Below are 22,779 nucleotides of genomic sequence, written 5' to 3' on the forward strand. Positions count from 1 at the left end.
ATTTAGGGTGGGTTAGCGAAGTGCAAATGTTAACTAATTGTAGAATTTATCAGGGAAAAATCCGGCGCTTAGCGCGACTGTCACTGCAACTGCGGCATGGTTCGGGGTATACTCTGCGCAAACATGAGAAACCACTGACATATCCATGATCTTACCTATCGACGCCATCGAACACGACGTTAAAAACGCACTCACTCATTCGCACCTAATTGTTGAAGCAGAGACCGGCTCCGGCAAATCAACCAGACTACCAATTTGGGCGATGGAGCAGGGCAGGGTGCTGGTGGTTGAGCCTAGGCGTATTGCCTGTACGTCGTTGGCAGAGTTTGTTGCCGAATCGCTGGGCGACAAAGTGGGTGGGAAAGTCGGTTACGCGATTAAACTCGAGAATCGATATTCAGAGGACTCGAACATTGTGTTTGTCACCCCAGGTGTTGCATTGCGCTGGTTTGCTGAAAATCAGCTGGCGGATTTTTCTGTCGTGGTGGTGGATGAGTTCCATGAACGTCGCTGGGATACTGACCTGCTGGTCGCTCTGCTGCAACAAAAACAGAGTCATCGCACCATTATTACTTCGGCAACCATTGAAGGACAGAAACTGGCGAACTATTTCGGTGCGAAACGACTTGTTGCCAGCGGACGAGTATATAAGGTCGATGTTACCCACCTTCGGGAAGACAGTCGCCAGCTTCCAGATAGTCGCTATCTTGATAGTCGAATCAAACAAGAGCTCGAACTGCGCTTGGAAGAAACTCAAGGCGATGTATTGGTTTTCTTGCCGGGAAGAAAAGAGATCCAGCAGGTGAAAAGTACCCTTGCCGCCCTCTGTGAAAGCCGCGATATACTCGTGACTCCACTGCATGCTTCGGTGAGCGATGAGGAAAGAGCGCTGGCAATGACAGTGCAATCGAAGCAAAAAGTGGTGCTAGCGACCAATGTAGCAGAAACCTCGTTAACCATTCCCAATATCGCGTTGGTGATTGATTCAGGACTGGAACGCCGTAATGTTCAGCGTAACGGTCAAACGACTCTTATGCTTACACATATATCAAAAGCAAGCGCAGCCCAGCGTGCAGGACGAGCAGGACGCGTTATGAATGGCGTTTGTGTGCGTTTGTATGGAGAACATGCGGCTCTAGAGTCCGTTACGCCCCCAGAACTCCAGCGTGAGTCCATCGTCGAGCCAATGCTAGCAGCAGCAGTATGTGGCCACCGTCTTGAAACACTGTCGTTTATTGATTCGATTCCGGAGAAATCCCTCACCAGTGCAAAGGCGCAGCTCCTTGAGTTAGGTGCGATTGACCAAAATGGGATTACAGCTCACGGCCACAAACTTGCTCCATTGCCGATTGATACTGTTTATGCGGATTTGGTCACCAAAATGCCCACTAGGGTGCTAAAAGAGGTGATGATTGATCTTACGGCGGCGATTTGCACTACAGGCAGACTATATCAACTAACCAGCAACGAAGAGGTGCTGGAGCGACTTGAGCAAGAAGAAAGATATGGTTGTGATGGTGAGTTGATGGTGGGATTGGTACGAGGTCGGCGCTACTCAGGCGTTACTGTGGATCCAGACGCGCTGCGTGAGGCGCAAGGGTTATCCGATCAAATGCGCGCTGCCTTTGAATTGCCCGCGCTGGAAGTGGCTTCTCGTTACGACAGAGGGCAGTGGCTTGCCGAGATGATAAATGCAAACCCAAAACTGGTGTTTGTCCGACGTGAGCGCAGGCGCGATGCCTTTGGTAATGGTCATATCGAAGTTTTACTGGGTAGAGCTAGCCGTTTGAAAAATCACTCTGAGGCCGCGTTAGTGCTGTCGACGCACTCTCTACCAGGTAGAGGTGTGAAACAAACTATGACGTTAGGGACGCTCATGATTCCTGTGGATCTCGCTATGTTGCGGGAACAAGGAATCGGACAGTGGGAAGCTGGGGAAGCTGAACAGACGGAGCAAGGCCTAATTAGCCACGAGCATTTTGTGTATGCTGGACGTACTATCGGTCATCGTATCGGTCAACCTCAGGGAGAGGCTGCACTTGAAGTGATCACCAAGGCGATAGTTGACGGTCATTTGTTTCCAGGGCTTGCACTCGCAATTAGCCAACAGATGCAACATTGGCAGCTCTATCAGGATTTGGGATTAGCAGAGGGAGGTGGTAGCGGCACCGTTTCCACCGTTGAGCAATGGTTCTATCATCAGTTGGCTGAGCTCGGTGTCGAGAACCAAGAGGATCTTGACTTGATTGACGCCAGTGACTTTCAGTTTGAAGGGATCCCAGAGTGGGAATACCAAGATTTTGCAGAGAAATACCCGTTAACTGTGCAGCTTAGTGGGCTGACATTGTCAGTACATTATTTTGGTAAAGGAAAATTGGTGGAAGTGAGCTACCAATCTGGTTCGCGAAAAGAAGATCCAAGACGCAAAGAATTGCCTGCTTGGTCGGGGTGGCGGGTCAAATATCGCAAGGCAAGCCGAGTGTTGGATTTGCGGTAAATGGTTCGGGCTTCGAATTAAATAACCATAAGAAACGATAGAGTGCACAACAGGTTACACAACAGAGTGGCGTTTGATGTTTGTATGTTCAAGAGATGTTGCGAGTTGGGTTTTTATATCACTTTTCTATGCGTTATATGGCTATAAAAGACTATTTTTATATATCCCATTGCTATATAAGCGAGTATGAATAATAGTAATTAGCGAGCATTCTGCAATCGGGAGTGAAGATGTGTGATGATAAAAAATCGCCAGTGGAGTTTGATTACACCAGTTTTCTCGGCGAATCGTGCAGTAAAAAATGGACTTTCCTCGAAGCTATTGCTTCGGTGGCTCCTGTGTTTGGTGAAGCGTGGAAAGAGACAACGAAGCAAGACAGTGATCCAGACAGCCGTCTATGGCAAATTGCCTTGCAGTCGCTCTCTAGCCGCCGTAGTGACGAATCTAATTTGGTATCGTTGATCCGTATTGCAAGGGATGAGCATATCGAACGTTTGCAAGTCATCATGCCATATTCACTAGAGCCGGAACAAATCAGCAAGATACAGAATAAGGCGAATGCAGTAATTACCGCGCTGCCGGATGATGATGTGCTTATCGCGGAAATTCAAGCGTAGTTATTTAAAATATAAAGAGGGGAGCCCATGGCTCCCCTCTTTATTAATGATTTCACTGAGGCTTAATCGGCTATCAAATCGTATTCAGTACGCAGAATATCAATGATCTCTTGCTTTGGATTCTCGCTCAATGTGATTGGGCGTCCAGTGATTTTTTCAGCAATGCCTGTGTAGGTGCGAGAAACATCCATCAATGCCTCTAGTGGCAGCGCGTTGTCCTTTGCCAATGCTTCACGCTCTGGCATACGCTCTTTGTTAAGCAGAATGTCTGGATCAGGGAAGTGGTTAAGTAGGAACTGGCGGAAACCTTCTTTTGAATTTTCCACAATCTCACCTTGCTGATAAGCGTTGGTGTCCCAAATGCGTGATGAATCTGGCGTACCAACTTCATCCATGTAGATCAGTTTTTCATTGCCTTTAGAGTCAGTCACATAGCCAAACTCAAATTTGGTATCAACAAACGTTTGGTCAATTGCTTCAAGGGCTTGGCTAATCACACCAAAACCATCTTTCAATAGCTTTTCGTAGCTGTCGATGTCGTTAGCACTTGAGAAATTAAACGCTTCGAAGTTGTCGCTGATGTTTTGGCGCGTGATGTTCACATCATCGGCTTCTGGTACACCTGGAATGCCGCGCAAAATGCCTTTTGTAGATGGTGTAATGAGAATTTCATCCAGTTTAGAATCTTTCTCTAGACCCTCTGGCAAGGTAATACCACAGAACTCACGTTCACCTTTTTCATACGCACGCCACATTGAGCCTGTGATGTATTGACGGCAGATAGCTTCAATCATTACCGGTTTGGCTTTTTGAACGATCCACACGAATGGGTGAGGGATATCAAGAATATGGCTGTCAGCGAGGCCGTTGTCTTTGAAAAGTTGGAACCAGTGGTTAGAGATGGCGTTAAGCGCAGCACCTTTACCAGGAACGCCGCGAAGATCGCCTTCACCGTGCCAAATACAATCAAACGCAGAAATACGGTCACTGATGACCATAATCGCTAGCGGCGCATCTTCTGCCACATCGTAGCCTTTTTGTTTGATTAGGCGGCGGCTATCTTCTTCAGTCAACCAATAGACAGAACGTACCTTGCCACTGTGTACAGGCTTATCGGTACGGATTGGGAGATCGTCGTTTACGGCTAGAACTTGATCAGCAAGACTCATGGAGACATTCCTATCTGGTTTACAGTCGCGATACTGGGCGACAACAAGTGGAAGAGTGGAATCACTCATAATTGCCACGCATCATACCAGAACTGTTTGATCCTGCCAGAGAAAAAGCAAACGTTTGCGCAATTAGTTATTAAACTAACGTTAATCGATGAAAAAGTACGCTTTGATAAGAGAAAAACTTTACGTAACAGACTGGTAATAAGTGACTTGCTATAGAACTAAGTACAGGAAGAACAGGATAAACAACAACGCGAATGATGGCCCATCGTCAAGCGCCTAAGGGGCAGTGAGTCCGTAGATGCTTGACGATGAATTTAAGAATTAGTGCAGGTAATGCTCACCAGATAGGAAAATCACTTCACATTGATGGCCTAGTGCTAATGCATTCAAAGTCGCTTGCTGCTGAGTCGTGAATGAGCCATTGGCGATGATGGCACAGGCATTACCAGAGCGAATGGCTTTTTCTACTACCTGATACTGGGTAAGACTTGCCGATGGCTTCATTTGTACCATGTGATTGCCAAGCTTATGGAAATGCAGAACTTGGCTTGTTGACGGGCGAGGGCACTCTGCTGTTAACAAAATCCATTGAGGTCTAGAGGTTAATTGCGACAACTTTTCAAGGATCTCATCCTGGATCCCACGTTGTGCAGCCGCACTGTCAAATGAAGTGTATGAGCGTGAAACATTGTATCTAGACTGCATTGAATTGTTGATTAACATAACCCTGTTCCTTTATACATGTTGTATGGATATACAGTAGTTTTTTGCAGGGGAAAGATCAAGCACTTTTTGAGCACTAATTCTTCAAGTGAATTTAAAGTCATGTTTTTATTGGTATTTATTTTCTAACAGAATGGAATGTTTGGTAAAGGTTTCTCGCTATACAGTACTGGCCATAAAAAACTACTGTATAAACGACCTGTACAAAAACACGGTTCATGTGACTAGAAGAAAATCGAAACTAGGAAAAGAAGGGGAAGTGAAAGCCTTTGAGCTCGTCGTATTTGGGAGGCAGAAACTAAAACGCCTCTGAGGGCAGAGGCGCATTGCGGTTATTGTTGAGCGTTTGCTCGATTTCTAAATTCGATTTCTGCTTGATTGAACTGTCTGACGTCCATAATGGCGAAACTCAAACACTTTTCACATGAATGATGGTGTTTGCCATCGATGTACTCGTGTTTGGTGACAAAGCTAGGTGCATGGCACCAATCGCAGATATCTTGTTTGGTGAATGTATACATGTTTACTCCCCACCCTTATATGTACGTTAGTACGGAGTTGTACTCGGTACGGGTGTTATTTTCGGGACTTATTATGACACAAAAACAAGTCTTTTGTTAAATTAATGTTTCAAAAAGGCGTACTTAGACGCTTTTGGTTATATTTTAGTCGTTTTTAATAGCGTTAGTGCTTGGACTGAAGGTTGGCGGTCAGTGTATTTAACGCGAGGTTAAGCTGTTTCATTTCCTCTTCACTACCTTGAGCATCTGGATGGTAGATGCGGCTCAGTTGTTTGTAGCGAGTCTTTAACTGCTTAGCGTTCAAAGGCTGATTCGGTTCAAATCCAAAGCGCAAATAGGCGTCTCTAAGAGGGGATATAGGTTGTGCAGTAGGTGGGGCTGTGCGCATTTGATCATTGGCGAGTTTGAGTTGGCGCTGCAACTGCTGAATATAAAGCTGCTGCTTGTTAAGTTGGCTCTGCAACTGTTCTGTCGCGTTCTGATGATTGGTGCTGATTGTTTGGGTTTGTTCAAGCGCCTGAGCTTGGCGGTGTCGATAGGATAATAGGGCCACCAATGCCACGATGACAAATAGATAAACCAGATGTAACCAGCCGCTGAATCCGGAATCGCCTTCTAGCAAAGCTGTGGTATTAGTAGAACTTGTATTTTGCTGGTTTGCTTGCTCTTGCTGTTTAAGTGCCTCGATTTGTCGCAATTGCTGTGCATTGTATTGTGCTTGCAGAGCCTCCTCGTAGGCATCTTGGTAGCTGTCAGAAGCATCTTTAGCGAGCGAGTACCAAAGTACGGCTTGGTCTTCGTCTGCAATCTCAGGTGAACCTTGTTGATAGAGTTTAGCGACTTTCCCTAATGCCGTTGCATCACCGTTTACCGCCAGTTTAGTATACAGTAGTAAGGCTTTCGCGGGATTGGCTTGTACGCCACGACCAAACTCTAACGCTTGCGCGTAATTGAAGGTCGCTGCAACGTGATTGTTTTCACTGGCTTGCTGATACCAATACGTGGCTTTACCAAGGTCGCGTTTGACTCCTTCACCTGTTTCATAAGCGAGTCCCAACTGATACTGGGCATCAGCGTTGTTGAGATTGGCTTGCTGTTCAAGGTGGGAAAGCGAAGACCACGCCGGAGCGGAAAACCAAGCACAGGAAAGCAGCACGTAACATACAACTTTAAGTAAGCGTCTTGGCATCAAAGGTACACTCCGGATAGGCGCAACCGTGATGGTCGCGCTGGTGAACTGGGAGGTTTATTTAAGCAGTTTTGGCGCTTGGGCACCATCGATAGGGCGGTTTACTGAGATCTTACGACCTTTTTTCAATCCCACTTCGTAGTCGGCGGTGATGTTTTTCATCGCTTCTTTGAGCTGCTGCTTGAAGGTTTCGCGATCGATGTTTTTGAACTCTTTATCGATGTAGTTATTGATCTTATTAGTGGACTCATCATCCGGTGCGATAACAGGAAGCTTTTCAAGCGCGCCTTCAATCCAGCCAGAGACAAATGAATTCACGCGTCGCGTCACTTCGGTATTCGCAGTGCCAGAGCCTGCAAAGCTATTGCGGAACTGACCTGTATGTTCATTCATTTCACGGTAGATAATATCAAACGCGAATGCGGCGAAAATGGCGCGATCGGCCTCACCAATAAACTCGACGCGCTTAAGGCCTTTGTGGTTCAGTAACACCGCTTCAACACCAAACTTAGTGTTAATACCGCGAATAACGCGGAGTAGCGTAGAACTGATGGTAGTTGGCAGTAGATGTGTCGATTGTGTTTTGCCCATTTTAATGAACTCGATATCGTCTTTATCGAGGCCATACTTAAGCATCAGTCTATGCGCCATTTTGATGGCGTTTGCTGCTTCATTGACGTTTGCAGAGTTGCCAAGCTCTAGGCACTTAGCAATCTTTTTAAGGGCTTTTTGTTTATCCATCGACAATCTGAAATCTCTATACCGCGGAAGAAAAAACGGGCGCTTATTTTAGCGACTTTTGTGCGAAAGGGGAAGAGCATCATAGCCAGAGGGTACGTTGATGAAATGGGGAGAGAGGGAGATTCTTACTGAGCGGGTCGCCCAAGTAACAGGGAGTCACTTGGGCATACAATCAAGGAAGCCGGAGACTTAAATACCGAGTTCGTCGAGCAAGTCTTGACTGTTGTCAACCGTTTCTGATTTTGACGCGTCTTTCTCCGCTTGCTTGGAGCGCGCTTGTTCAATAATTGCGTCTGGGCATTCGTCCGGCTGGACTTCAAACTCTTCCATTTGGATGAATTCGGTTTTATCCATTGCAAACTCAAGATAGAAAATGTTGTTGTTTTCGGTGGAGAACGTCACACGGCGTGCTTGAGGGCGCTCTAGATTGGTGTCGACCGATAAAACGACTTGCTTGTTGATAGACAACATTTTCGGTTGGTTTTGAGTAATGTTGGTTTGTAGCTCTTTACGTACCTTGTTGGTGAAGTCACCGACAAGTTGGTTCATCAGCTCGCCCAGTACATCGCCCACTTCGTCTGAGTTGTGGTGAATCGCGAGCTCTTCTTCAGGCATGCCCATGTTGCGCATGTAGTTGGTATAAAGCTCAAGCGCCGCTTTAGAGGTAAAGTTAATCACCACCAATCCAGAAAATCCGCCATCGAATAAAACAAAACAGCCGTAGTCAGGCTTTAGTGTGGTTTTTGTTATCTTCTGCACCATCGCTGAATAGGTGACACTCGATTGTGTCGCTGAGGTTAGGACGGTAGAGACCGACTGACAGAGTTTGAGCAGAATATCTTCTGTAGTGATTACTTTTGTTTTTTTCATTGGGAACCGCTTGATGTAATGATGTCTTCCATAGGTTTAGAAGTGTGTCATGAAGCTTAGTTATTGAAAAGGCATAAAACAGGGTGGTTGGTTATGAGTTTCCGATTTGATCACACTTTTAGTTGTTGTAAAGTGACGGGATAAGTAAAATCGATGTGCTTTCAGCAACGTATAAGACGTTATTAATGGTTCGTCACACGGCTACTACGAAAGCATTCATATAATTTACTCCTTTGCTGAGTGGATCGGCAGACTTAAGGGGCAGGAAGCTAAATGTTACCAAGATTAGATACTCAAACCGATATTCATCCCACCGTGCAGGTGTTCCTTCAGCAGCTAGAAGCAAGTGGCTTTAGCGGCGATGTTGAAACTCAGTACTCCAGCCGTTTGGCTGTGGCTACCGATAACAGTGTTTATCAAAAGTTGCCACAAGCGGTTATTCATCCAAGAACAACCCAAGATGTTCAGTTGATAGGCCAACTGGCTAATCAAGATAAGTTTAGCTCGGTGACCTTTTCGCCACGGGGCGGCGGTACGGGCACTAATGGCCAGTCGCTGACTTCGGGTGTGGTGGTTGATTTGTCCCGCCATATGAACAAGGTACTCGAAATCAACGAAGATGAAGGTTGGGTAAGGGTACAAACTGGTATCGTTAAGGACGCCCTTAACGACGCGGTGCGTCCGCACGGTTTTTTCTTTTCTCCGGATCTTTCCACCAGTAATCGCGCCACATTAGGCGGTATGGTGAATACCGATGCCTCTGGTCAAGGATCGCTGAAATACGGTAAAACGTCTGATCATGTGCTCTCTTTGCAAGCGGTATTTGCTGATGGCTCGGTTTTAGAAAGTGATGGCTCAGGAGCGCTGTTGGTAACGGGGAGTTTTGCTGAACAAGCACTGGATGTGAGTAAGTTGGTGTGTCAGTCACAGCGTGCTCTTATTGATGAAAAGTTTCCCCCCCTTAACCGCTTTCTGACCGGATACGATTTAAAAAACGCTTACCAACCACAAACCGATGAGTTTGATTTTACCCGTATCCTCTGTGGCGCCGAGGGCTCCTTGGCATTCATTACCGAAGCGAAGCTTAATCTTACGCCAATCCCCAAAGCGCGAACGCTCATCAATGTTAAGTACAACAGCTTTGATTCGGCGCTGCGTAACGCACCATTTATGGTGGAAGCCAACGCTCTGTCTGTGGAAACGGTAGACTCAAGAGTTCTTAATCTTGCTAAGCAAGATATTGTTTGGCACACCGTTAGCGACTTGATCAGTGATGTTCCTGGTAAAGAAATGCAGGGCCTCAATATGGTTGAGTACGCAGGGCAAGATGAGGAAGAAGTGGCGCGCGCAGTCAAAGCGCTGACGAATAGTCTCGATGAGAAACTGAAAACCGAACAAGACGGCATTATTGGTTATCAAATTACTAATGATGTCTCGAGTATTAGCCGTATTTATAACATGCGCAAAAAAGCCGTCGGTCTTCTTGGAGCAGTGAAGGGGAGCGCGAAGCCCATTGCCTTTGCAGAAGATACCTGTGTGCCGCCGGAAAACCTTGCTGATTTTATAGCGGATTTTCGTACCTTGCTTGATGGCCACAACCTTAACTATGGTATGTTTGGTCACGTAGATGCGGGTGTATTGCATGTAAGGCCAGCATTGGATATGTGCGACCCGACTCAAGAAGCACTCATGCATCAGATCTCCGATGAAGTCGTGGCGTTAGTTGCAAAATATGGCGGCTTAATGTGGGGCGAGCATGGCAAAGGCTTCCGCTCTGAGTACGGCCCTGAGTTTTTCGGTGACCAGTTGTTTAACGAACTGCGCCGTATTAAGTCCGCTTGTGATCCACTCAATAAGATGAACCCAGGTAAGATTTGTACTCCACTAGAAAGTAACGACGAGCTAGTGAAAGTGTCTGATGTCAAACGCGGAACCTACGATCGCCAAATTCCGGTTCAAGTACGAGATAGCTTTTCCCAAGCAATGGAATGTAATGGCAATGGTTTGTGCTTCAACTACGACACCGCCTCTCCTATGTGCCCTTCTCTGAAGGTTACAGCAGATCGTCGCCACTCGCCAAAAGGGCGAGCTGGATTGGTACGAGAGTGGTTACGACAGTTGTCAGAGCAGGGGTTCGATGTCATAGAGCTTGAGAACGCGACCAAACAGTCTTCAAGTGCGAAAGGCCTGATTGAAAAGTGGCGCAATACGTTTAATAAGCGCCATGAGTATGACTTTTCTCATGAAGTGTACGAAGCGATGAATGGCTGTTTGGCGTGTAAAGCGTGTGCTAGCCAATGCCCAATCAAAGTTGACGTCCCTAGCTTTAGAGCTCGCTTCTTAAACTTGTATTACACTCGCTATCAGCGCCCTGCCAAAGATTATTTGGTCGCGAATATCGAGACATTGCTGCCTTACATGGCGAAAGCGCCAAAAGTTGTCAATTTTGCGTTGAAACAACCCTTGGTGCAGAAGCTCACCGAAAAGTCTGTGGGTTATATCGATGCCCCTTTGTTGTCGGTACCGACACTCAAAACTCGCATCAAGCATCAGCCAGTTTCTGAGTTCAACCTCGAGCAACTTCAAGCTATTCCTGCAGCGCAGCGTCAGGATTATGTGTGCATTGTTCAAGACCCATTCACCAGTTTTTATGATGCGCAAGTGGTGGAAGATTTCGCCAAACTGATTTTAAAGTTGGGTAAAAAACCGGTGATGTTGCCGTTTAAGCCCAATGGTAAGGCAAGTCATATCAAAGGCTTTTTGGCGCAGTTTGCGAAGTCTGCCCAAAATACAGCAGATTTTCTTACTCAAGTCGCTGCCCTAGAGATACCATTGGTAGGTGTTGATCCAGCGTTGGTGCTTTGTTATCGCGATGAATACATGGAAATCCTAGGTGAATCACGAGGCGAATTTGATGTACTCACCGTACATGAGTGGTTAACACCAATGCTTGTGAACATTGAGCCTAGTCACGGGGTAGATGAGGCGGACTGGTATCTATTTGCTCACTGTACCGAGAAAACTAAAATGCCAAATGCGGAGAAAGAGTGGGGCGCAATATTCCAACACTTTGGTGGTCGCTTGACGACAGTTCCGGTCGGTTGCTGTGGTATGGCGGGCACCTTTGGTCACGAATCGGATAAGTTACAAATGTCGAAAGACATATATGGCTTAAGTTGGGGACCAAATATGGATAAGCTCCCCAAAGAACGCTGTTTGATCACTGGCTATTCGTGTCGAAGTCAAGTGAAGCGTTTTGAGCAGACTGCCACACAACATCCGTTGCAAGCGGTGCTGCAACTTATGAGTTAGTCATTTCTTAAAGCGTCCTATGGGACGCTTTTTTTAGGTGTTTGAGTAACATCAAGGAGTCGATATTGAAGGCGTTAGAGCTTAAAGTTCCACCGGTTTTGGTTTTTCTGATCATTGCTGCTTTGATGTACTTTATTGCATGGTACGACAATGGTTGGCTGTACACCTACATTCCACTCAAAACTGTGTGGGCGTTGGGGCTATTTATTCTTAGCGGTATTGTTGGCGTGTCTGGCGTGGTCGAGTTTAGGCGAGCTAAAACGACCGTCGATCCTACCAAGCCGAATAAAGCCAGCTGTGTAGTGGACAGTGGTATCTTTTCGAAAACCCGCAACCCCATGTACTTGGCTCTGTTTACATTACTGCTTAGTTGGGGGTTTTGGCTCGAAGATGGTTTAGCGCTGACGTTATGTTGGCTGTTCATCCCTTATATGAATCGATTCCAAATCAAACCAGAAGAGCGGATCCTTGAATCGATGTTTGGAGAAGACTATCGCCAATATAAAGCGAAAGTAAGACGCTGGATATGATGTAGGTGACATCCGCTGAACAAACTAAAAAGCCCCGTCACTTATGGCGGGGCTTTTGGGTATACGATTGAAATCTTTTAGCTTAGCTGTTCTAGAAAGTAAGCTTTACGCTCATTAAAGCGGGAAACGAGATCATCGACTGCATCGGTATCGTATGGTTTTAGGCCGCTCGCAACCATGCGTTTAATGCCTTTGCCGACAACGGCACCGTCTTCTTTAAACGCGAAGTTGAGAGTTACCACGCCACGCTTGCCTTCGACATCGAACGTCGCGCCGGTAAACTCGACCTCTGGATGCTGTAGATCCAAACGTTCGAATTCTACTTCCATGCTTTCGTAAATGACCAATGGGCGCTGGCAGTTGATCATCATTTGCTCTTGTTCCATCAAAGGAACCATAATGTGCGGGAAATTCATTCCAGAGAACTGCACGTAATTGGTCACAACGTGCTCAATGAACGCACTGTCATGACTTACTTCACCGCTGTGAGTCATCTGCAAGTATTCTTTTCCAGCCGTATCAACAAGTGCGCTCTCATGCGCGCCTTTCTCGATTACATTCAAGGCAACGCCGTCACCCACCATACCAGAGAAATCAAAGCGCATTTTCTGGCTGATGCCTTCTTTTTGAAGTAACACTGCGAATAGCAGGTCCCCTGGTACACAGAAGCGCTTGTTATCTTCGTCATGAATAGGGTTGAAGTCACCTGCGACCTTTTTTGCGAAATGGCTTGCTTGTTGACGGGTGAACTCAAACTGATCGTTGTTGGTTGATACGTATGGTGCTAGAAACATAATACTCTTAGGTTTAACTCAATTGCTGGCGATTATATATGAATATTTCATTCTACTGGTTCATCCAGTGGAAATTTTACTTAGAATTGGCGGGGTTAAGTTGGTTGTTTGAGGCACAGTACTCATTTTTTGGTGAATAACTGTTGGAATAAAGCTAGGAGGCGACTGTTGCGCCTCCTAGCTATGCACATAAATTAGGATTATGCGGAGGCGGTTTCTGATGGGGCAGGCTTGGAAATCATTACCAACACCGCGATGCACAGCAGTGCGACAACAATGCCACCTAAAGACAGCGTAAACACAGAAGCATAACCAAACAGGTCGATAGACATACCCGCCAACATCGCACCTATGCCAAAGCCGCCAGCCATACAAAGCATCAACAAACCTTGAGTTAACGCCGGTGAGTTCGGGCTCAGTCTTCCAGCGATAGCAGGGATGATCATGTCATTCCAAGACATCGCTTGCATTAGCACAACAAGTAAAGCGATGGGTAATAGGGCATTAACATCGTGACCTGCGGTTAACCAGAAAATTGAACCAACCACTAAATACATCGCTTGCGCGGCATACCAAACCATAAATGGACCACTTTTTTGCATCCAGCGGCCCGCAGATTCAAGCATGAAGATACTGATCACCGCGGAAACGGCCATGCCAAGTGCCGAGTTACCAATCTCTACGTGGTACACCTCTTTTATAAGCAGCGGCCCGAGTTCCATAAGGTTGGAAGAAAGAAACATCGAGAAAAATACCGCCAACAAGAACAGAAACCAAGGCATCGCCTTTTTGGTGCTGCTAGTGCTTGCGTGTTCCACATCCGTCGTTTCAGCTTGTAGAGTCTCGCTTTCAACGGCTGGTGGCGGTGCAATTGTCACCATAACTAGAACTATAAGAACAAGTGCCATTAGAATCAGCAGCTGATCAGTGCTGCTCACCGACATCCAGTCGGCGAGAGCGACCAATAAACCTGTCACAACAATGCCGAAAAATTGGCATTGGTAGAGACTTGCGAGGCCGCGCCCTTCCTGCTGTTGATTCTTGCTCGATGCAATGACAAAGGTAGGGTTAAGTACCAACAGAGCGACACTACCGACGCCAATTAAGGCACCGACAATCCAGTAAATAGTGGTAGAGGTTTCAGCAAAGTAGAGGGTCAATAGCGCGATAAAGTGGGTTAACAGAGCGAGGCGCTGGAATATTCGATGACAGGAGAACTTATCGGCCAAGCCACCGATGAGTGGAGCGAGCAAACCCGCGCCCCCAATCAAAGCCATCACTTGACCAAGCAAAGCGCCGCTGGCGGTTCTTTCAATGATGATAGGATTAAGCAAAATAGCAATGCCTACCCATTGTACAATCCCAAGTGAAGCCTGGGCAAAATGCCATAAACGAACACCTTTCATAAGCTGTGACCTTCTACTAATAATTTACTCATGAATTTTCAAGTATCCAGCTTGAGATACAAGTAACATACTCTGAGTTACCTTCTCACATTCGAAGATGTGTTACCTTGTTAGATTAATATTTCGAACTAGAACCAGTGGCATTAGTGGTCGAGTATCAATAAGTCAGTGATCTGTTGCACTTCTTACATGTTCATCTAAGTTTATTAGACGCAAGCAAGTGTTATCTTTGCATTTGAATCATTGCCAGAAAGGAATGTAGCAACAAAGGAGAATCGCTATGAAAGGTGGAAACCTGATCTCGTATTTTTTATGGGCATCCATCGCGCCAGTCGCTTTGATGGGATGTGCTAAATCTGAGCCAGAGCCGGTTGGCATGGCGAACCCTGCGGCAGTGTATTGTGAAGAACACGGTGCTTATGATTTGCAAACCGGAACCTGTACGTTGTCTTCCGGTGAAAAGGTCGACGCATGGGAGTACTTTCGTGCACATCACCAGCAAGGTGCTGATAGTGCAGCTCGCTTTTGTGAAGCGACAGGTGGCGGTTACATTGCAGATAGCAAACAATGTGCTCTACCCGATGGTAAGGTCATGGATGCCGAAGAGTATTTTCGAGACCATCAAATGAGTGGCGCGGGTGGCTAAACTGAGTTTTAGAGTTGCGACTATTCAAAGTATGCGTTTTAGAGTTGCGACTATTCAAAGTATGCGTTTTAGCAGTGCCACTCTTTTCGGCACTTGCGCTTTTTACACCTTGGGCCTAACCGGGTGTACGAACCCTATCATCGAACATGAGCCAGAAATGTATACAACATCTGGCTCTCTCGCCCCTTATAACCAGTCTAACTTTGAACACTATCTCGAGCAAACCGCGCAATGGCTTGACGAAACCCGAGTATTTCATGGTGCGGGCTATGATGCGGAGATGAAGGCGGTCAGCCCATACAAGTTAGTACCGAAACAACCAAACGGGCAGGGTGTTTTGCTGGTTCATGGATTAGGTGATTCTCCTTATTCCTTTATCGATATCGCGCCAGTACTTGCCGAAAAAGGCTATTTGGTGCATGTGATGCTACTGCCAGGGCACGGCTCACGTCCTGCGGACTTAATGCAGCCAAGTGTCGAAGATTGGCAAAAGGCGGTTGCTAATCAGGTCGCTATTTTGCGTGGTGAAGTCGACGATATCTGGTTAGGCGGGTTTTCAACAGGGACTAACTTGATCACCTCTTATGCGGCGCAGCGGCCCGATGATGTGAGTGGTATCGTCTTGTTTTCACCTGCGTTTAGCCCCGATGATGTTGTGGTTCGATTTGCAGGCGCAGCCAGTGTCTTCGTCGATTGGGTCAATGTTGCCAAAGAACAAAACTATACGCGCTATGACTCATTAGCGATGCATGGTGCCGCGTTGTACTACCAAACGACGACACTGGTTAAGCACGATTTGCAGCAATATCAGCTCAGCGTTCCGGCATTACTTATGGTGACGGAAAATGATGAGCTTATCGACACCGAGGCAGTGTACTCGTTGTTTAGAACAGAGTTTGTCCACCCAAGCAGCCGCCTAGTTTGGTATGGAGAAAAGCCCTATCCAGATGCTCGTGTGATTAAGAGAACCATGGCGCTGCCCGAGCAGAGTATTGAAAGCGGCTCCCACATTTCTGTGCTTTATCGTGCTGATAACCCTTTGTATGGTGAAAGAGGCTTGATGCGCCAATGTGGTGGAGCGCAAGAAGGGGAAGTGTACACCGTGGACTGCGTTGGTATGCCGACTCTGACCTATACAGCATGGGGACTGCTTAAAGAAGATCGAGTGAGTGCACGTTTGAGTTGGAATCCGTATTTTGACGCCATGATGGAAAGGGTGGTGGCGTTTATGGAATCGGCTAGGGTACCTCTGAACAGCAAATAACGTCATAAATCTATGATGGATTTATAAAGGGTAATCCGTGCGCTTTTATTAACTAGTACGCTGTGTTGATCTGCTTCAAAATATTGTTTTACAAGCAAAGTTGAATTAAAGAACATTCAACTTTTTTGTTAGCGAGTTCTCAAATTATATCCTATAGTAATGACATGTAAGATAAGTTATAGATAATACACTTAGTTAGTTCGATAGCTTTTTGTTTAGAAATAACTTTGAGATTAGAGTCGTTGAATATTGCAAGTAGGTAAATCAATGAATAAGTTCAACATAATTAGTAGTTGGTTCACGCTAGACTACAAAATCGCTTTCTTTTTCCCTTCGAGATAACCCTCTCGCACCGTCCAGTGCGCCTGTCTGCCAGCGCCTGTCTGCCAGCGCCTAGCTGACTGCAACTTAATGAGTATTTGGACTCGTTCCGTACCGTGTTGCAAGGCATTGATTGGTTCGGCAGCTTCAAATAATAAACAAACTAAATTCAATCGTATCTGGATATATTTTCTAGATAGGGTTATCTGTAATTAAATTTATCTACGCAAGAAATATTAAATAAAACTTGTATGAAGGTAAATAAATATATTGGGTAAAAATAATGGAAAACTTCAAACACCTACCAGAACCATTCCGCATTCGTGTTGTTGAGCCAGTAAAACGTACTACGCGTGAATATCGTGAGCAAGCAATTATTAAAGCAGGAATGAACCCTTTCCTATTAGATAGTGAAGATGTATTTATCGACTTACTGACTGACAGTGGTACTGGTTCGATCACGCAAGAAATGCAAGCGGCAATGCTGCGTGGTGATGAAGCGTACAGCGGTAGCCGTAGCTACTATGCATTATCCAACGCTGTGAAAGACATTTTTGGTTATGAGTTAACGATTCCAACTCACCAAGGTCGTGGCGCAGAGCAAATCTACATTCCTGTGCTTATCAAAAAGCGTGAAAAAGAGAAAGGGCTTGATCGCAGTAAGATGGTAGCGCTGTCTAACTACTTCTTCGATACCACTCAAGGTCACACACAAGTGAACTGCTGTGTGGCGAAAAACGTGTACACCAAAGATGCGTTCGATACTGCTGTAAATGCTGACTTTAAAGGCAACTTTGATTTAGAGAAGCTAGAGCAAGCAATCATTGAGGCTGGTCCAGCAAACGTGCCTTATATTGTTAGCACCATTACCTGTAACTCTGCGGGTGGCCAACCAGTTTCAATCGCTAACTTAAAAGCGGTGTATGAGATTGCTCAGAAGTATGACATCCCTGTGATTATGGATTCTGCTCGTTACGCAGAAAATGCCTACTTTGTTCAGCAGCGTGAACCGGGATACCAAGACTGGACTATTGAACAAATCACGCGTGAATCCTACAAGTACGCAGATGGCTTGGCGATGTCAGCGAAAAAAGACGCGATGGTGCAGATGGGCGGTCTACTTTGCTTTAAAGACGAATCTTTTATGGATGTCTATACCGAATGTCGCACCTTGTGTGTGGTTCAAGAGGGCTTCCCTACGTATGGCGGTCTAGAAGGTGGTGCGATGGAGCGTCTTGCTGTTGGTCTGTATGACGGTATGCGTCAAGACTGGCTAGAGTACCGCATTAATCAAGTTCAATACTTGGTTGATGGATTAGAAGCGATTGGTGTGGTTTGTCAACAAGCGGGTGGCCACGCGGCGTTTGTCGATGCTGGTAAGCTTCTTCCTCATATTCCAGCAGATCAATTCCCAGCACACGCACTGGCATGTGAGCTGTATAAAGTTGCGGGTATTCGCGCCGTTGAGATTGGTTCATTATTGCTAGGTCGCGATCCAGCAACGGGCAAACAGCACCCTTGTCCAGCCGAGTTACTTCGCTTAACGATTCCTCGCGCCACTTACACGCAAACACACATGGATTTCGTCATCGAAGCGTTTGAGAAAGTAAAAGCCAATGCACACAAAGTGAAAGGGCTGGACTTTACTTATGAGCCTGAGGTGTTACGTCACTTTACTGCCAGACTGAAAGAGGTCGAAGTGGCCGTAAAGGGCGAAGCTCAAAAGGCTGAAGAGAAACAACTCGAAGAAGCCTAGTCACACCTAAAGAACGCAGCTGTTGAGCTGCGTTCTTTTTTTCAAAAAACAACAGAATAAAAAATACAAAAATAATAACGATTAATCACCCTAATCCAATAACGTGAATTAAAGAGAGCAGAATGATGAAAAAGAATCCGTCGCTCATTGGTGCAATGTAGATCAGATAAGGATCGGTTGACCGATCCTTCTGATGAGAGACAATCGGAAACCTGTTTATAGGTTTCCGATTTTTTTATGTCTATTCAAAACTTCTTTGCCGACTTCCTCGAAGAAAACCCTGTCGATGTAGCTCAGCTCACCACATTCTCTGAACATATTCCTGATGAGTGGGTCGCTAAAGCAGCCTCTCTGTCTGATAAAGCGACAATCCGTCGACGCCGACTACCGAGTGATATGGTTTTGTGGTTAATTGTTGGTATGGCTTTTTTCCGTAATGAACCCATTGCCGAAGTCGCACGGAGAATGAACGTCTGTGCTGATGGCCTTGCTGATGAAGAACTGTTGGCAAAGAGCGCTTTAACCCAAGCAAGACAGCGCTTAGGTAAAGCAGCACCAGAATGGCTGTTTAAGCAATGCGGAAAAACATGGGGGCTTGAGCGATACCCTGATGATACTTGGCAAGGCCTACAGGTTTTTGCTGTAGATGGTGCTCTTTTTAGAACAGCTGACACACCCGAATTAAGAGAACATTTTGGCTCTGGTAATACGTCTAGCAACAGGCAAACACCTCATCCAGTATTGAGGGTTGTGACAATGATGAATGTTCGCTCTCATGTCATCGTTGATGCAGCGATAAGCCCGTATCGCCGAGGTGAAATCCCTCTAGCGATGCCCTTCATCAACGCTTTACCAGACAACTCTGTGACATTACTGGATAAAGGGTTTTATGGAGCAGATTTACTACTTTCTCTTCACAACAGTGGAATAAATAGACATTGGCTTCTCCCTGCAAAGAAAGGAGTCAAATATACCCTACTGGACGATAAAGAAAGCAGTGACATGCTAGTAGAGATGAAGACCTCTCCACAGGCTCGTAAGAAGAACCCTAATCTTCCTGAGAAATGGACAGTCAGGGCGGTCACTTACGAGGTCCAAGGTAAATCCAAGACGGTGTTTACCTCTCTTCCTAGAGACAAGTATGACGCTCAATCCGTGGCAGAGCTTTATCATGAAAGGTGGGAGATAGAATTAGGTTATCGTGATATCAAGAGTTCGATGCAACATAACGCTTTAGTGTTGAGAAGCAAAACAGTCGATCTCGTCTATCAAGAGCTATGGGGACTGCTACTTGGTTATAACTTGGTGAGACGAGAAGCTAGTCAAGCCGCAGTTGAACACGGGCGCTTACCTAATGAAATAAGTTTTAAGTATGCTTGCCAATTTATAGCCAGCCAGCTCAAAGTGATGAGTAAAGCGGTATCCTTAGGTAACACGCCGAAACGCTTAAAGAGCCTTCGAGGCGACCTATCCATCCTCTTTATAGACAAACGCCCTAAGCCAAACCGGCCTAGGGCGGTAAAAATATCAAAAACCCGATACCCTGTTAATCGCAACGCTGCTCCTCTTAAATGAACTACATTGCGCTCATTGGTGGCGCGTGCATCATTGCGAGCGTCTGTGTCGGCGCAGGGATGCTTGGACTACCCAGTGCAGGAGCAGGGGCATGGACTGTATGGTCGATGCTAGCGATTGCCATTACTATGGTTGTGATGACGATATCCGGCTGGATGCTACTTGAAGCATTTAAACACTATGACTTAAAGGTGTCATTCGATACAGTTACAAAAGATCTATTAGGCAATAAAGTTAATCTACTGAACAATATTACCGTATATTTTGTGGGGGCATTTTACTTTATGCCTACATTACTTCTTCCGGTTTAATTCTACAGGATGTTTTAGGACTCAATGCGAAAGTCGCCTCTGCGTTGTTTGTATTGATATTCTCTGCATTTGTCTGGCATTCCACGCGCGCAGTGGACCGAATTTCGGTAGTACTGATCGCCTTTATGATCTTGAGCTTTGTGTTCGGTGTATCAGGGTTGGCGGTTAAAGTCGATATGTCGGTGTTGTTCGACACAATAGGAGAAGAGAGTGCTTACGCGCCTTATGCTATGGCGATGCTACCAGTGGCGCTCACATCTTTTGGTTACCACCACTCAGTATCGTCTATGCGTGCCTATTATGGGGAAGAGACCAAAGCCAAGTATGCGATTCTTGGTGGAACCGTGATTGCGCTGAGCCTCTATTTCTTATGGCTATTTAGTATCTTTGGCAACTTACCACGTGCCAACTTTGGTCCGGTCATTGAGCAAGGAGGCAACGTTGATGCATTGTTAAAAGCGCTGGGTTCAGTGATTGAATCCGAACAGGTGGCTAATGCTATTAACACTTTCTCTATGGCGGCGATATTGTCATCGTTCATTGGTGTTGGTTTGGGTGTGTTTGACTTCTTAGCGGATTTCTTCAAGTTTAGCGATGATAAGTCAGGCCGTACTAAGACTTGGTTAGTGACCTTTTTACCACCCTTGGTGCTGTCATTGTTGTTCCCGTTCGGTTTTGTGGTGGCTATTGGGTATGCTGGCGCGGCGGCAACGGTTTGGGCGTGTATTATTCCGGCCTTGTTAGCTCGTAAAACCCGTCAGGTACATGCCGGCGTAGAGGGTTTCACGGCGCCTGGTGGCAGTGCGATGATTACTGTGGTCATTGGGTTTGGTGTGTTAACCGCGATTTTCCATGTGCTTTCTATGATGGGAATGTTGCCAAACTTTGTGGGTTAACAGTCTGCAGATCTCTTAGACCGAGATATATGACTTATGCTCATTGCGGTGAGAAGATAAAGAGTACAATGGGGGCGCCTTAAACGCGGCGCCTTATCGTGAGCTCGAAGCTCGTTCCCAATTTTCTAGACGGTTAATGGTGTGGTCACACTCAATTGATTTTTTATTTGCTTTGCCAAGTTTTACTTATCCATCCCCCAACATTTTCATCAAAGTAGCTTCCGCTAAATTCTTGTTTGTATTCAACGACATTGTCGATATTCGGGCGTTCATCTAAAAGGTGATTGATGTACTTGGCCATTGGGTCATCGAACTGATCACGACGTTTTCTTTCTGCCACTTCTTTGATGATTTGCATACGGTATGCCTTGCTCATTTTTTTCATGTTTTACCTCCATTGTTGTGAGCGGTCTATCAACAATAGAAGTCAATCCTGCCCTGGTCAAATTATGAACAGTGGTTTGTGGAAAAAATGACAAAATAGTGTTAGAGGGCCCCACTTAGTCCATGACCAGACGAGATTGAACGAGGGAGGTCAGAGTCGATTGTACGGTTTTCGGGAAAGTAAAAGACTGTAAATTCGATAAATTGGTCATTTAGATGACTCTTCTTTCTGCAACCTTGTGTTAAACTTAATGAAAACAATAATCATTAAGTACATTAAATGAAAAAGCCAACTCCTAAAATGGCGTCTGTTAGTCACAAGCGCACCCTGTCACCGAATATGTTACGTATCACACTTCATAGTGAAGCGTTTACTCAGTTTTCTATGGAAAGCCTTGGTGGTTACATCAAGTTGCTTTTCAATCAGCATGGCGGCATCGATCTTGATGATGAGCCATTTGATGCGCGACCTAAAATGCGCACCTATACCATTCGCAGACTCGATACACTACGTGGTGAAATTGATGTCGATTTCGTTACTCACGTTACAGAAGATAAACTATGTGGTTTTGGTGCTCGCTGGGCAATGGCGGCAGAAGTAGGGGATACCATATCGCTAGTAGGACCTGGCGCGTTGCAAGAGGTAGATGTTGAAAAAGAGTGGTTCTTTTTTACGGCAGATATGACGGCTTTACCTGCATTGTCGGTGAAACTTACCATGTTGCCAGCAGACGCTAAAGGGTACGCTGTCGTTCAGGTTGAAGATATGGCTGACAAGCAAGAGATCTACGTACCGAAAGACATGCAGTTAATATGGACAACAGGCTCACTCTCTGAAGAGGCTAAAGCACTACCGTGGTTAGCGGGCGAACCGTTTGTTTGGTGTGCAAGTGAATTTGATGAGATGAGAGCGCTACGTCAGTACTTTAGAAATGATAAAGCCATTCCTCGAGATGCTATCTATATCAGCAGCTATTGGAAACGCGGAGTGTCTGAAGATGGTCATAAAGCGATTAAAAAGCAGGATCATGACAACTTCGAATCGCAATAATTATTCGATTGAATGATGAATGCAATTGTGAATTGTCATTGTTCTTGATTGTTTCTATAAAATAACCCCGACCTTGGTGACTATTTTTTACGACTAAGGTCGAGGGAAAAACCAAAATTTATCCTACCTGCATCACACTTTTTCATTGGGTTATTCTGAATTATTTTTACTAGCAGATTAAGTGTCTGTTTGTTACA

At 45.7% G+C, this 22,779-nt stretch carries 19 protein-coding genes and 1 pseudogene; 11 read left to right on the forward strand and 9 right to left on the reverse strand.

Going from position 1 to position 22,779, the window contains the following annotated elements; translation table 11 throughout:
* Nucleotides 1-145: 145 nt before the first annotated feature.
* Both AAA946_RS07140 and AAA946_RS07145 read left to right on the forward strand, forming a co-directional pair.
* Entirely contained in the window at nt 146-2,497 is a 2,352-nt protein-coding gene (locus AAA946_RS07140; RefSeq protein ID WP_338164235.1) for a helicase-related protein, read from the forward strand.
* Nucleotides 2,498-2,727: 230 nt separating this feature from the next.
* Complete coding sequence (locus AAA946_RS07145; RefSeq protein WP_112461666.1) at nt 2,728-3,114, forward strand: transporter; 387 nt, start codon at nt 2,728-2,730, stop codon at nt 3,112-3,114.
* A gap of 62 nt (nt 3,115-3,176) precedes the next feature.
* On the opposite strand, the gene AAA946_RS07150 is transcribed toward AAA946_RS07145, so the two are convergent.
* The 6 genes from AAA946_RS07150 to AAA946_RS07175 form a co-directional block, all read right to left on the reverse strand.
* A complete protein-coding gene (locus AAA946_RS07150) occupies nt 3,177-4,283 on the reverse strand; it encodes a phosphoribosylaminoimidazolesuccinocarboxamide synthase (RefSeq protein WP_338165791.1) in 1,107 nt (368 codons plus the stop codon).
* 330 nt (nt 4,284-4,613) lie between these two features.
* On the reverse strand, nt 4,614-5,015 hold the full coding sequence (locus tag AAA946_RS07155; protein ID WP_338164236.1) for a hypothetical protein: 402 nt from the start codon (nt 5,013-5,015) through the stop codon (nt 4,614-4,616).
* A 332-nt stretch (nt 5,016-5,347) separates the two neighbouring features.
* On the reverse strand, nt 5,348-5,536 hold the full coding sequence (locus AAA946_RS07160; RefSeq protein WP_042498447.1) for a hypothetical protein: 189 nt from the start codon (nt 5,534-5,536) through the stop codon (nt 5,348-5,350).
* A 163-nt stretch (nt 5,537-5,699) separates the two neighbouring features.
* Entirely contained in the window at nt 5,700-6,725 is a 1,026-nt protein-coding gene (locus tag AAA946_RS07165) for a hypothetical protein (RefSeq protein ID WP_338164237.1), read from the reverse strand.
* 57 nt (nt 6,726-6,782) lie between these two features.
* Complete coding sequence (locus AAA946_RS07170) at nt 6,783-7,466, reverse strand: DUF2786 domain-containing protein (RefSeq protein WP_338164238.1); 684 nt, start codon at nt 7,464-7,466, stop codon at nt 6,783-6,785.
* Between the two features lie 189 nt (nt 7,467-7,655).
* Complete coding sequence (locus AAA946_RS07175) at nt 7,656-8,336, reverse strand: DUF3334 family protein (protein ID WP_338164239.1); 681 nt, start codon at nt 8,334-8,336, stop codon at nt 7,656-7,658.
* Between the two features lie 273 nt (nt 8,337-8,609).
* Between AAA946_RS07175 and ydiJ the strand changes: the two genes are divergently transcribed.
* Complete coding sequence (ydiJ, locus tag AAA946_RS07180) at nt 8,610-11,648, forward strand: D-2-hydroxyglutarate dehydrogenase YdiJ (protein WP_338164240.1); 3,039 nt, start codon at nt 8,610-8,612, stop codon at nt 11,646-11,648.
* Nucleotides 11,649-11,713: 65 nt separating this feature from the next.
* The gene (locus AAA946_RS07185; RefSeq protein WP_338164241.1) at nt 11,714-12,178 is read left to right on the forward strand and encodes a methyltransferase family protein; all 465 of its coding nucleotides are present in this window, start codon (nt 11,714-11,716) and stop codon (nt 12,176-12,178) included.
* A gap of 77 nt (nt 12,179-12,255) precedes the next feature.
* Here AAA946_RS07185 and AAA946_RS07190 read toward each other — a convergent pair whose 3' ends face one another.
* On the reverse strand, nt 12,256-12,972 hold the full coding sequence (locus AAA946_RS07190; RefSeq protein ID WP_338164242.1) for a DUF3581 domain-containing protein: 717 nt from the start codon (nt 12,970-12,972) through the stop codon (nt 12,256-12,258).
* A 200-nt stretch (nt 12,973-13,172) separates the two neighbouring features.
* On the reverse strand, nt 13,173-14,378 hold the full coding sequence (locus AAA946_RS07195) for an MFS transporter (RefSeq protein WP_338164243.1): 1,206 nt from the start codon (nt 14,376-14,378) through the stop codon (nt 13,173-13,175).
* Between the two features lie 280 nt (nt 14,379-14,658).
* Between AAA946_RS07195 and AAA946_RS07200 the strand changes: the two genes are divergently transcribed.
* From AAA946_RS07200 to AAA946_RS07220, 6 genes and pseudogenes are all read left to right on the forward strand, one after another.
* Nucleotides 14,659-15,024 carry a DUF333 domain-containing protein gene (locus tag AAA946_RS07200; protein WP_338164244.1) on the forward strand — a complete coding sequence of 122 codons (366 nt, stop codon included), beginning with the start codon at nt 14,659-14,661 and terminating at the stop codon, nt 15,022-15,024.
* Nucleotides 15,025-15,181: 157 nt separating this feature from the next.
* Nucleotides 15,182-16,288, forward strand: coding sequence for an alpha/beta hydrolase (locus AAA946_RS07205; protein ID WP_338164245.1), 1,107 nt, complete (start codon nt 15,182-15,184; stop codon nt 16,286-16,288).
* A 267-nt stretch (nt 16,289-16,555) separates the two neighbouring features.
* Nucleotides 16,556-16,630: a tryptophanase leader peptide gene (gene tnaC, locus AAA946_RS24130; RefSeq protein ID WP_112479975.1), complete on the forward strand. Its 75-nt coding sequence runs from the start codon at nt 16,556-16,558 to the stop codon at nt 16,628-16,630.
* A 262-nt stretch (nt 16,631-16,892) separates the two neighbouring features.
* On the forward strand, nt 16,893-18,365 hold the full coding sequence (gene tnaA / locus AAA946_RS07210) for a tryptophanase (RefSeq protein ID WP_338164246.1): 1,473 nt from the start codon (nt 16,893-16,895) through the stop codon (nt 18,363-18,365).
* Between the two features lie 237 nt (nt 18,366-18,602).
* Nucleotides 18,603-19,940 carry an IS4 family transposase gene (locus AAA946_RS07215; RefSeq protein ID WP_338163367.1) on the forward strand — a complete coding sequence of 446 codons (1,338 nt, stop codon included), beginning with the start codon at nt 18,603-18,605 and terminating at the stop codon, nt 19,938-19,940.
* A pseudogene (locus tag AAA946_RS07220) lies at nt 19,937-21,147 on the forward strand (aromatic amino acid transporter). The gene AAA946_RS07215 and the pseudogene AAA946_RS07220 overlap by 4 nt, the downstream one beginning before the upstream one ends.
* Before the next feature lie 163 nt (nt 21,148-21,310).
* On the opposite strand, the gene AAA946_RS07225 reads toward AAA946_RS07220, so the two are convergent.
* The gene (locus AAA946_RS07225; protein WP_338164247.1) at nt 21,311-21,532 is read right to left on the reverse strand and encodes a hypothetical protein; all 222 of its coding nucleotides are present in this window, start codon (nt 21,530-21,532) and stop codon (nt 21,311-21,313) included.
* Nucleotides 21,533-21,811: 279 nt separating this feature from the next.
* On the opposite strand from AAA946_RS07225, the gene AAA946_RS07230 reads away from it, so the two are divergent.
* A complete protein-coding gene (locus AAA946_RS07230) occupies nt 21,812-22,582 on the forward strand; it encodes a siderophore-interacting protein (protein ID WP_338164248.1) in 771 nt (256 codons plus the stop codon).
* The last annotated feature ends 197 nt before the right edge of the window (nt 22,583-22,779 follow it).

It is taken from the genome of Vibrio sp. 10N (assembly GCF_036245475.1).
Lineage (GTDB): Bacteria > Pseudomonadota > Gammaproteobacteria > Enterobacterales > Vibrionaceae > Vibrio.

What these genes read in the sequence shown, in the direction of transcription:
- AAA946_RS07140 (WP_338164235.1), top strand. Translation starts at nt 146, where the DNA reads ATGATCTTACCTATCGACGCCATCGAACACGACGTTAAAAACGCACTC.
- AAA946_RS07145 (WP_112461666.1), top strand. Translation starts at nt 2,728, where the DNA reads ATGTGTGATGATAAAAAATCGCCAGTGGAGTTTGATTACACCAGTTTT.
- AAA946_RS07150 (WP_338165791.1), bottom strand. Translation starts at nt 4,283, where the DNA reads ATGAGTCTTGCTGATCAAGTTCTAGCCGTAAACGACGATCTCCCAATC.
- AAA946_RS07155 (WP_338164236.1), bottom strand. Translation starts at nt 5,015, where the DNA reads ATGTTAATCAACAATTCAATGCAGTCTAGATACAATGTTTCACGCTCA.
- AAA946_RS07160 (WP_042498447.1), bottom strand. Translation starts at nt 5,536, where the DNA reads ATGTATACATTCACCAAACAAGATATCTGCGATTGGTGCCATGCACCT.
- AAA946_RS07165 (WP_338164237.1), bottom strand. Translation starts at nt 6,725, where the DNA reads ATGCCAAGACGCTTACTTAAAGTTGTATGTTACGTGCTGCTTTCCTGT.
- AAA946_RS07170 (WP_338164238.1), bottom strand. Translation starts at nt 7,466, where the DNA reads ATGGATAAACAAAAAGCCCTTAAAAAGATTGCTAAGTGCCTAGAGCTT.
- AAA946_RS07175 (WP_338164239.1), bottom strand. Translation starts at nt 8,336, where the DNA reads ATGAAAAAAACAAAAGTAATCACTACAGAAGATATTCTGCTCAAACTC.
- ydiJ (WP_338164240.1), top strand. Translation starts at nt 8,610, where the DNA reads ATGTTACCAAGATTAGATACTCAAACCGATATTCATCCCACCGTGCAG.
- AAA946_RS07190 (WP_338164242.1), bottom strand. Translation starts at nt 12,972, where the DNA reads ATGTTTCTAGCACCATACGTATCAACCAACAACGATCAGTTTGAGTTC.
- AAA946_RS07195 (WP_338164243.1), bottom strand. Translation starts at nt 14,378, where the DNA reads ATGAAAGGTGTTCGTTTATGGCATTTTGCCCAGGCTTCACTTGGGATT.
- AAA946_RS07200 (WP_338164244.1), top strand. Translation starts at nt 14,659, where the DNA reads ATGAAAGGTGGAAACCTGATCTCGTATTTTTTATGGGCATCCATCGCG.
- AAA946_RS07205 (WP_338164245.1), top strand. Translation starts at nt 15,182, where the DNA reads ATGTATACAACATCTGGCTCTCTCGCCCCTTATAACCAGTCTAACTTT.
- tnaA (WP_338164246.1), top strand. Translation starts at nt 16,893, where the DNA reads ATGGAAAACTTCAAACACCTACCAGAACCATTCCGCATTCGTGTTGTT.
- AAA946_RS07215 (WP_338163367.1), top strand. Translation starts at nt 18,603, where the DNA reads ATGTCTATTCAAAACTTCTTTGCCGACTTCCTCGAAGAAAACCCTGTC.
- AAA946_RS07225 (WP_338164247.1), bottom strand. Translation starts at nt 21,532, where the DNA reads ATGAAAAAAATGAGCAAGGCATACCGTATGCAAATCATCAAAGAAGTG.
- AAA946_RS07230 (WP_338164248.1), top strand. Translation starts at nt 21,812, where the DNA reads ATGAAAAAGCCAACTCCTAAAATGGCGTCTGTTAGTCACAAGCGCACC.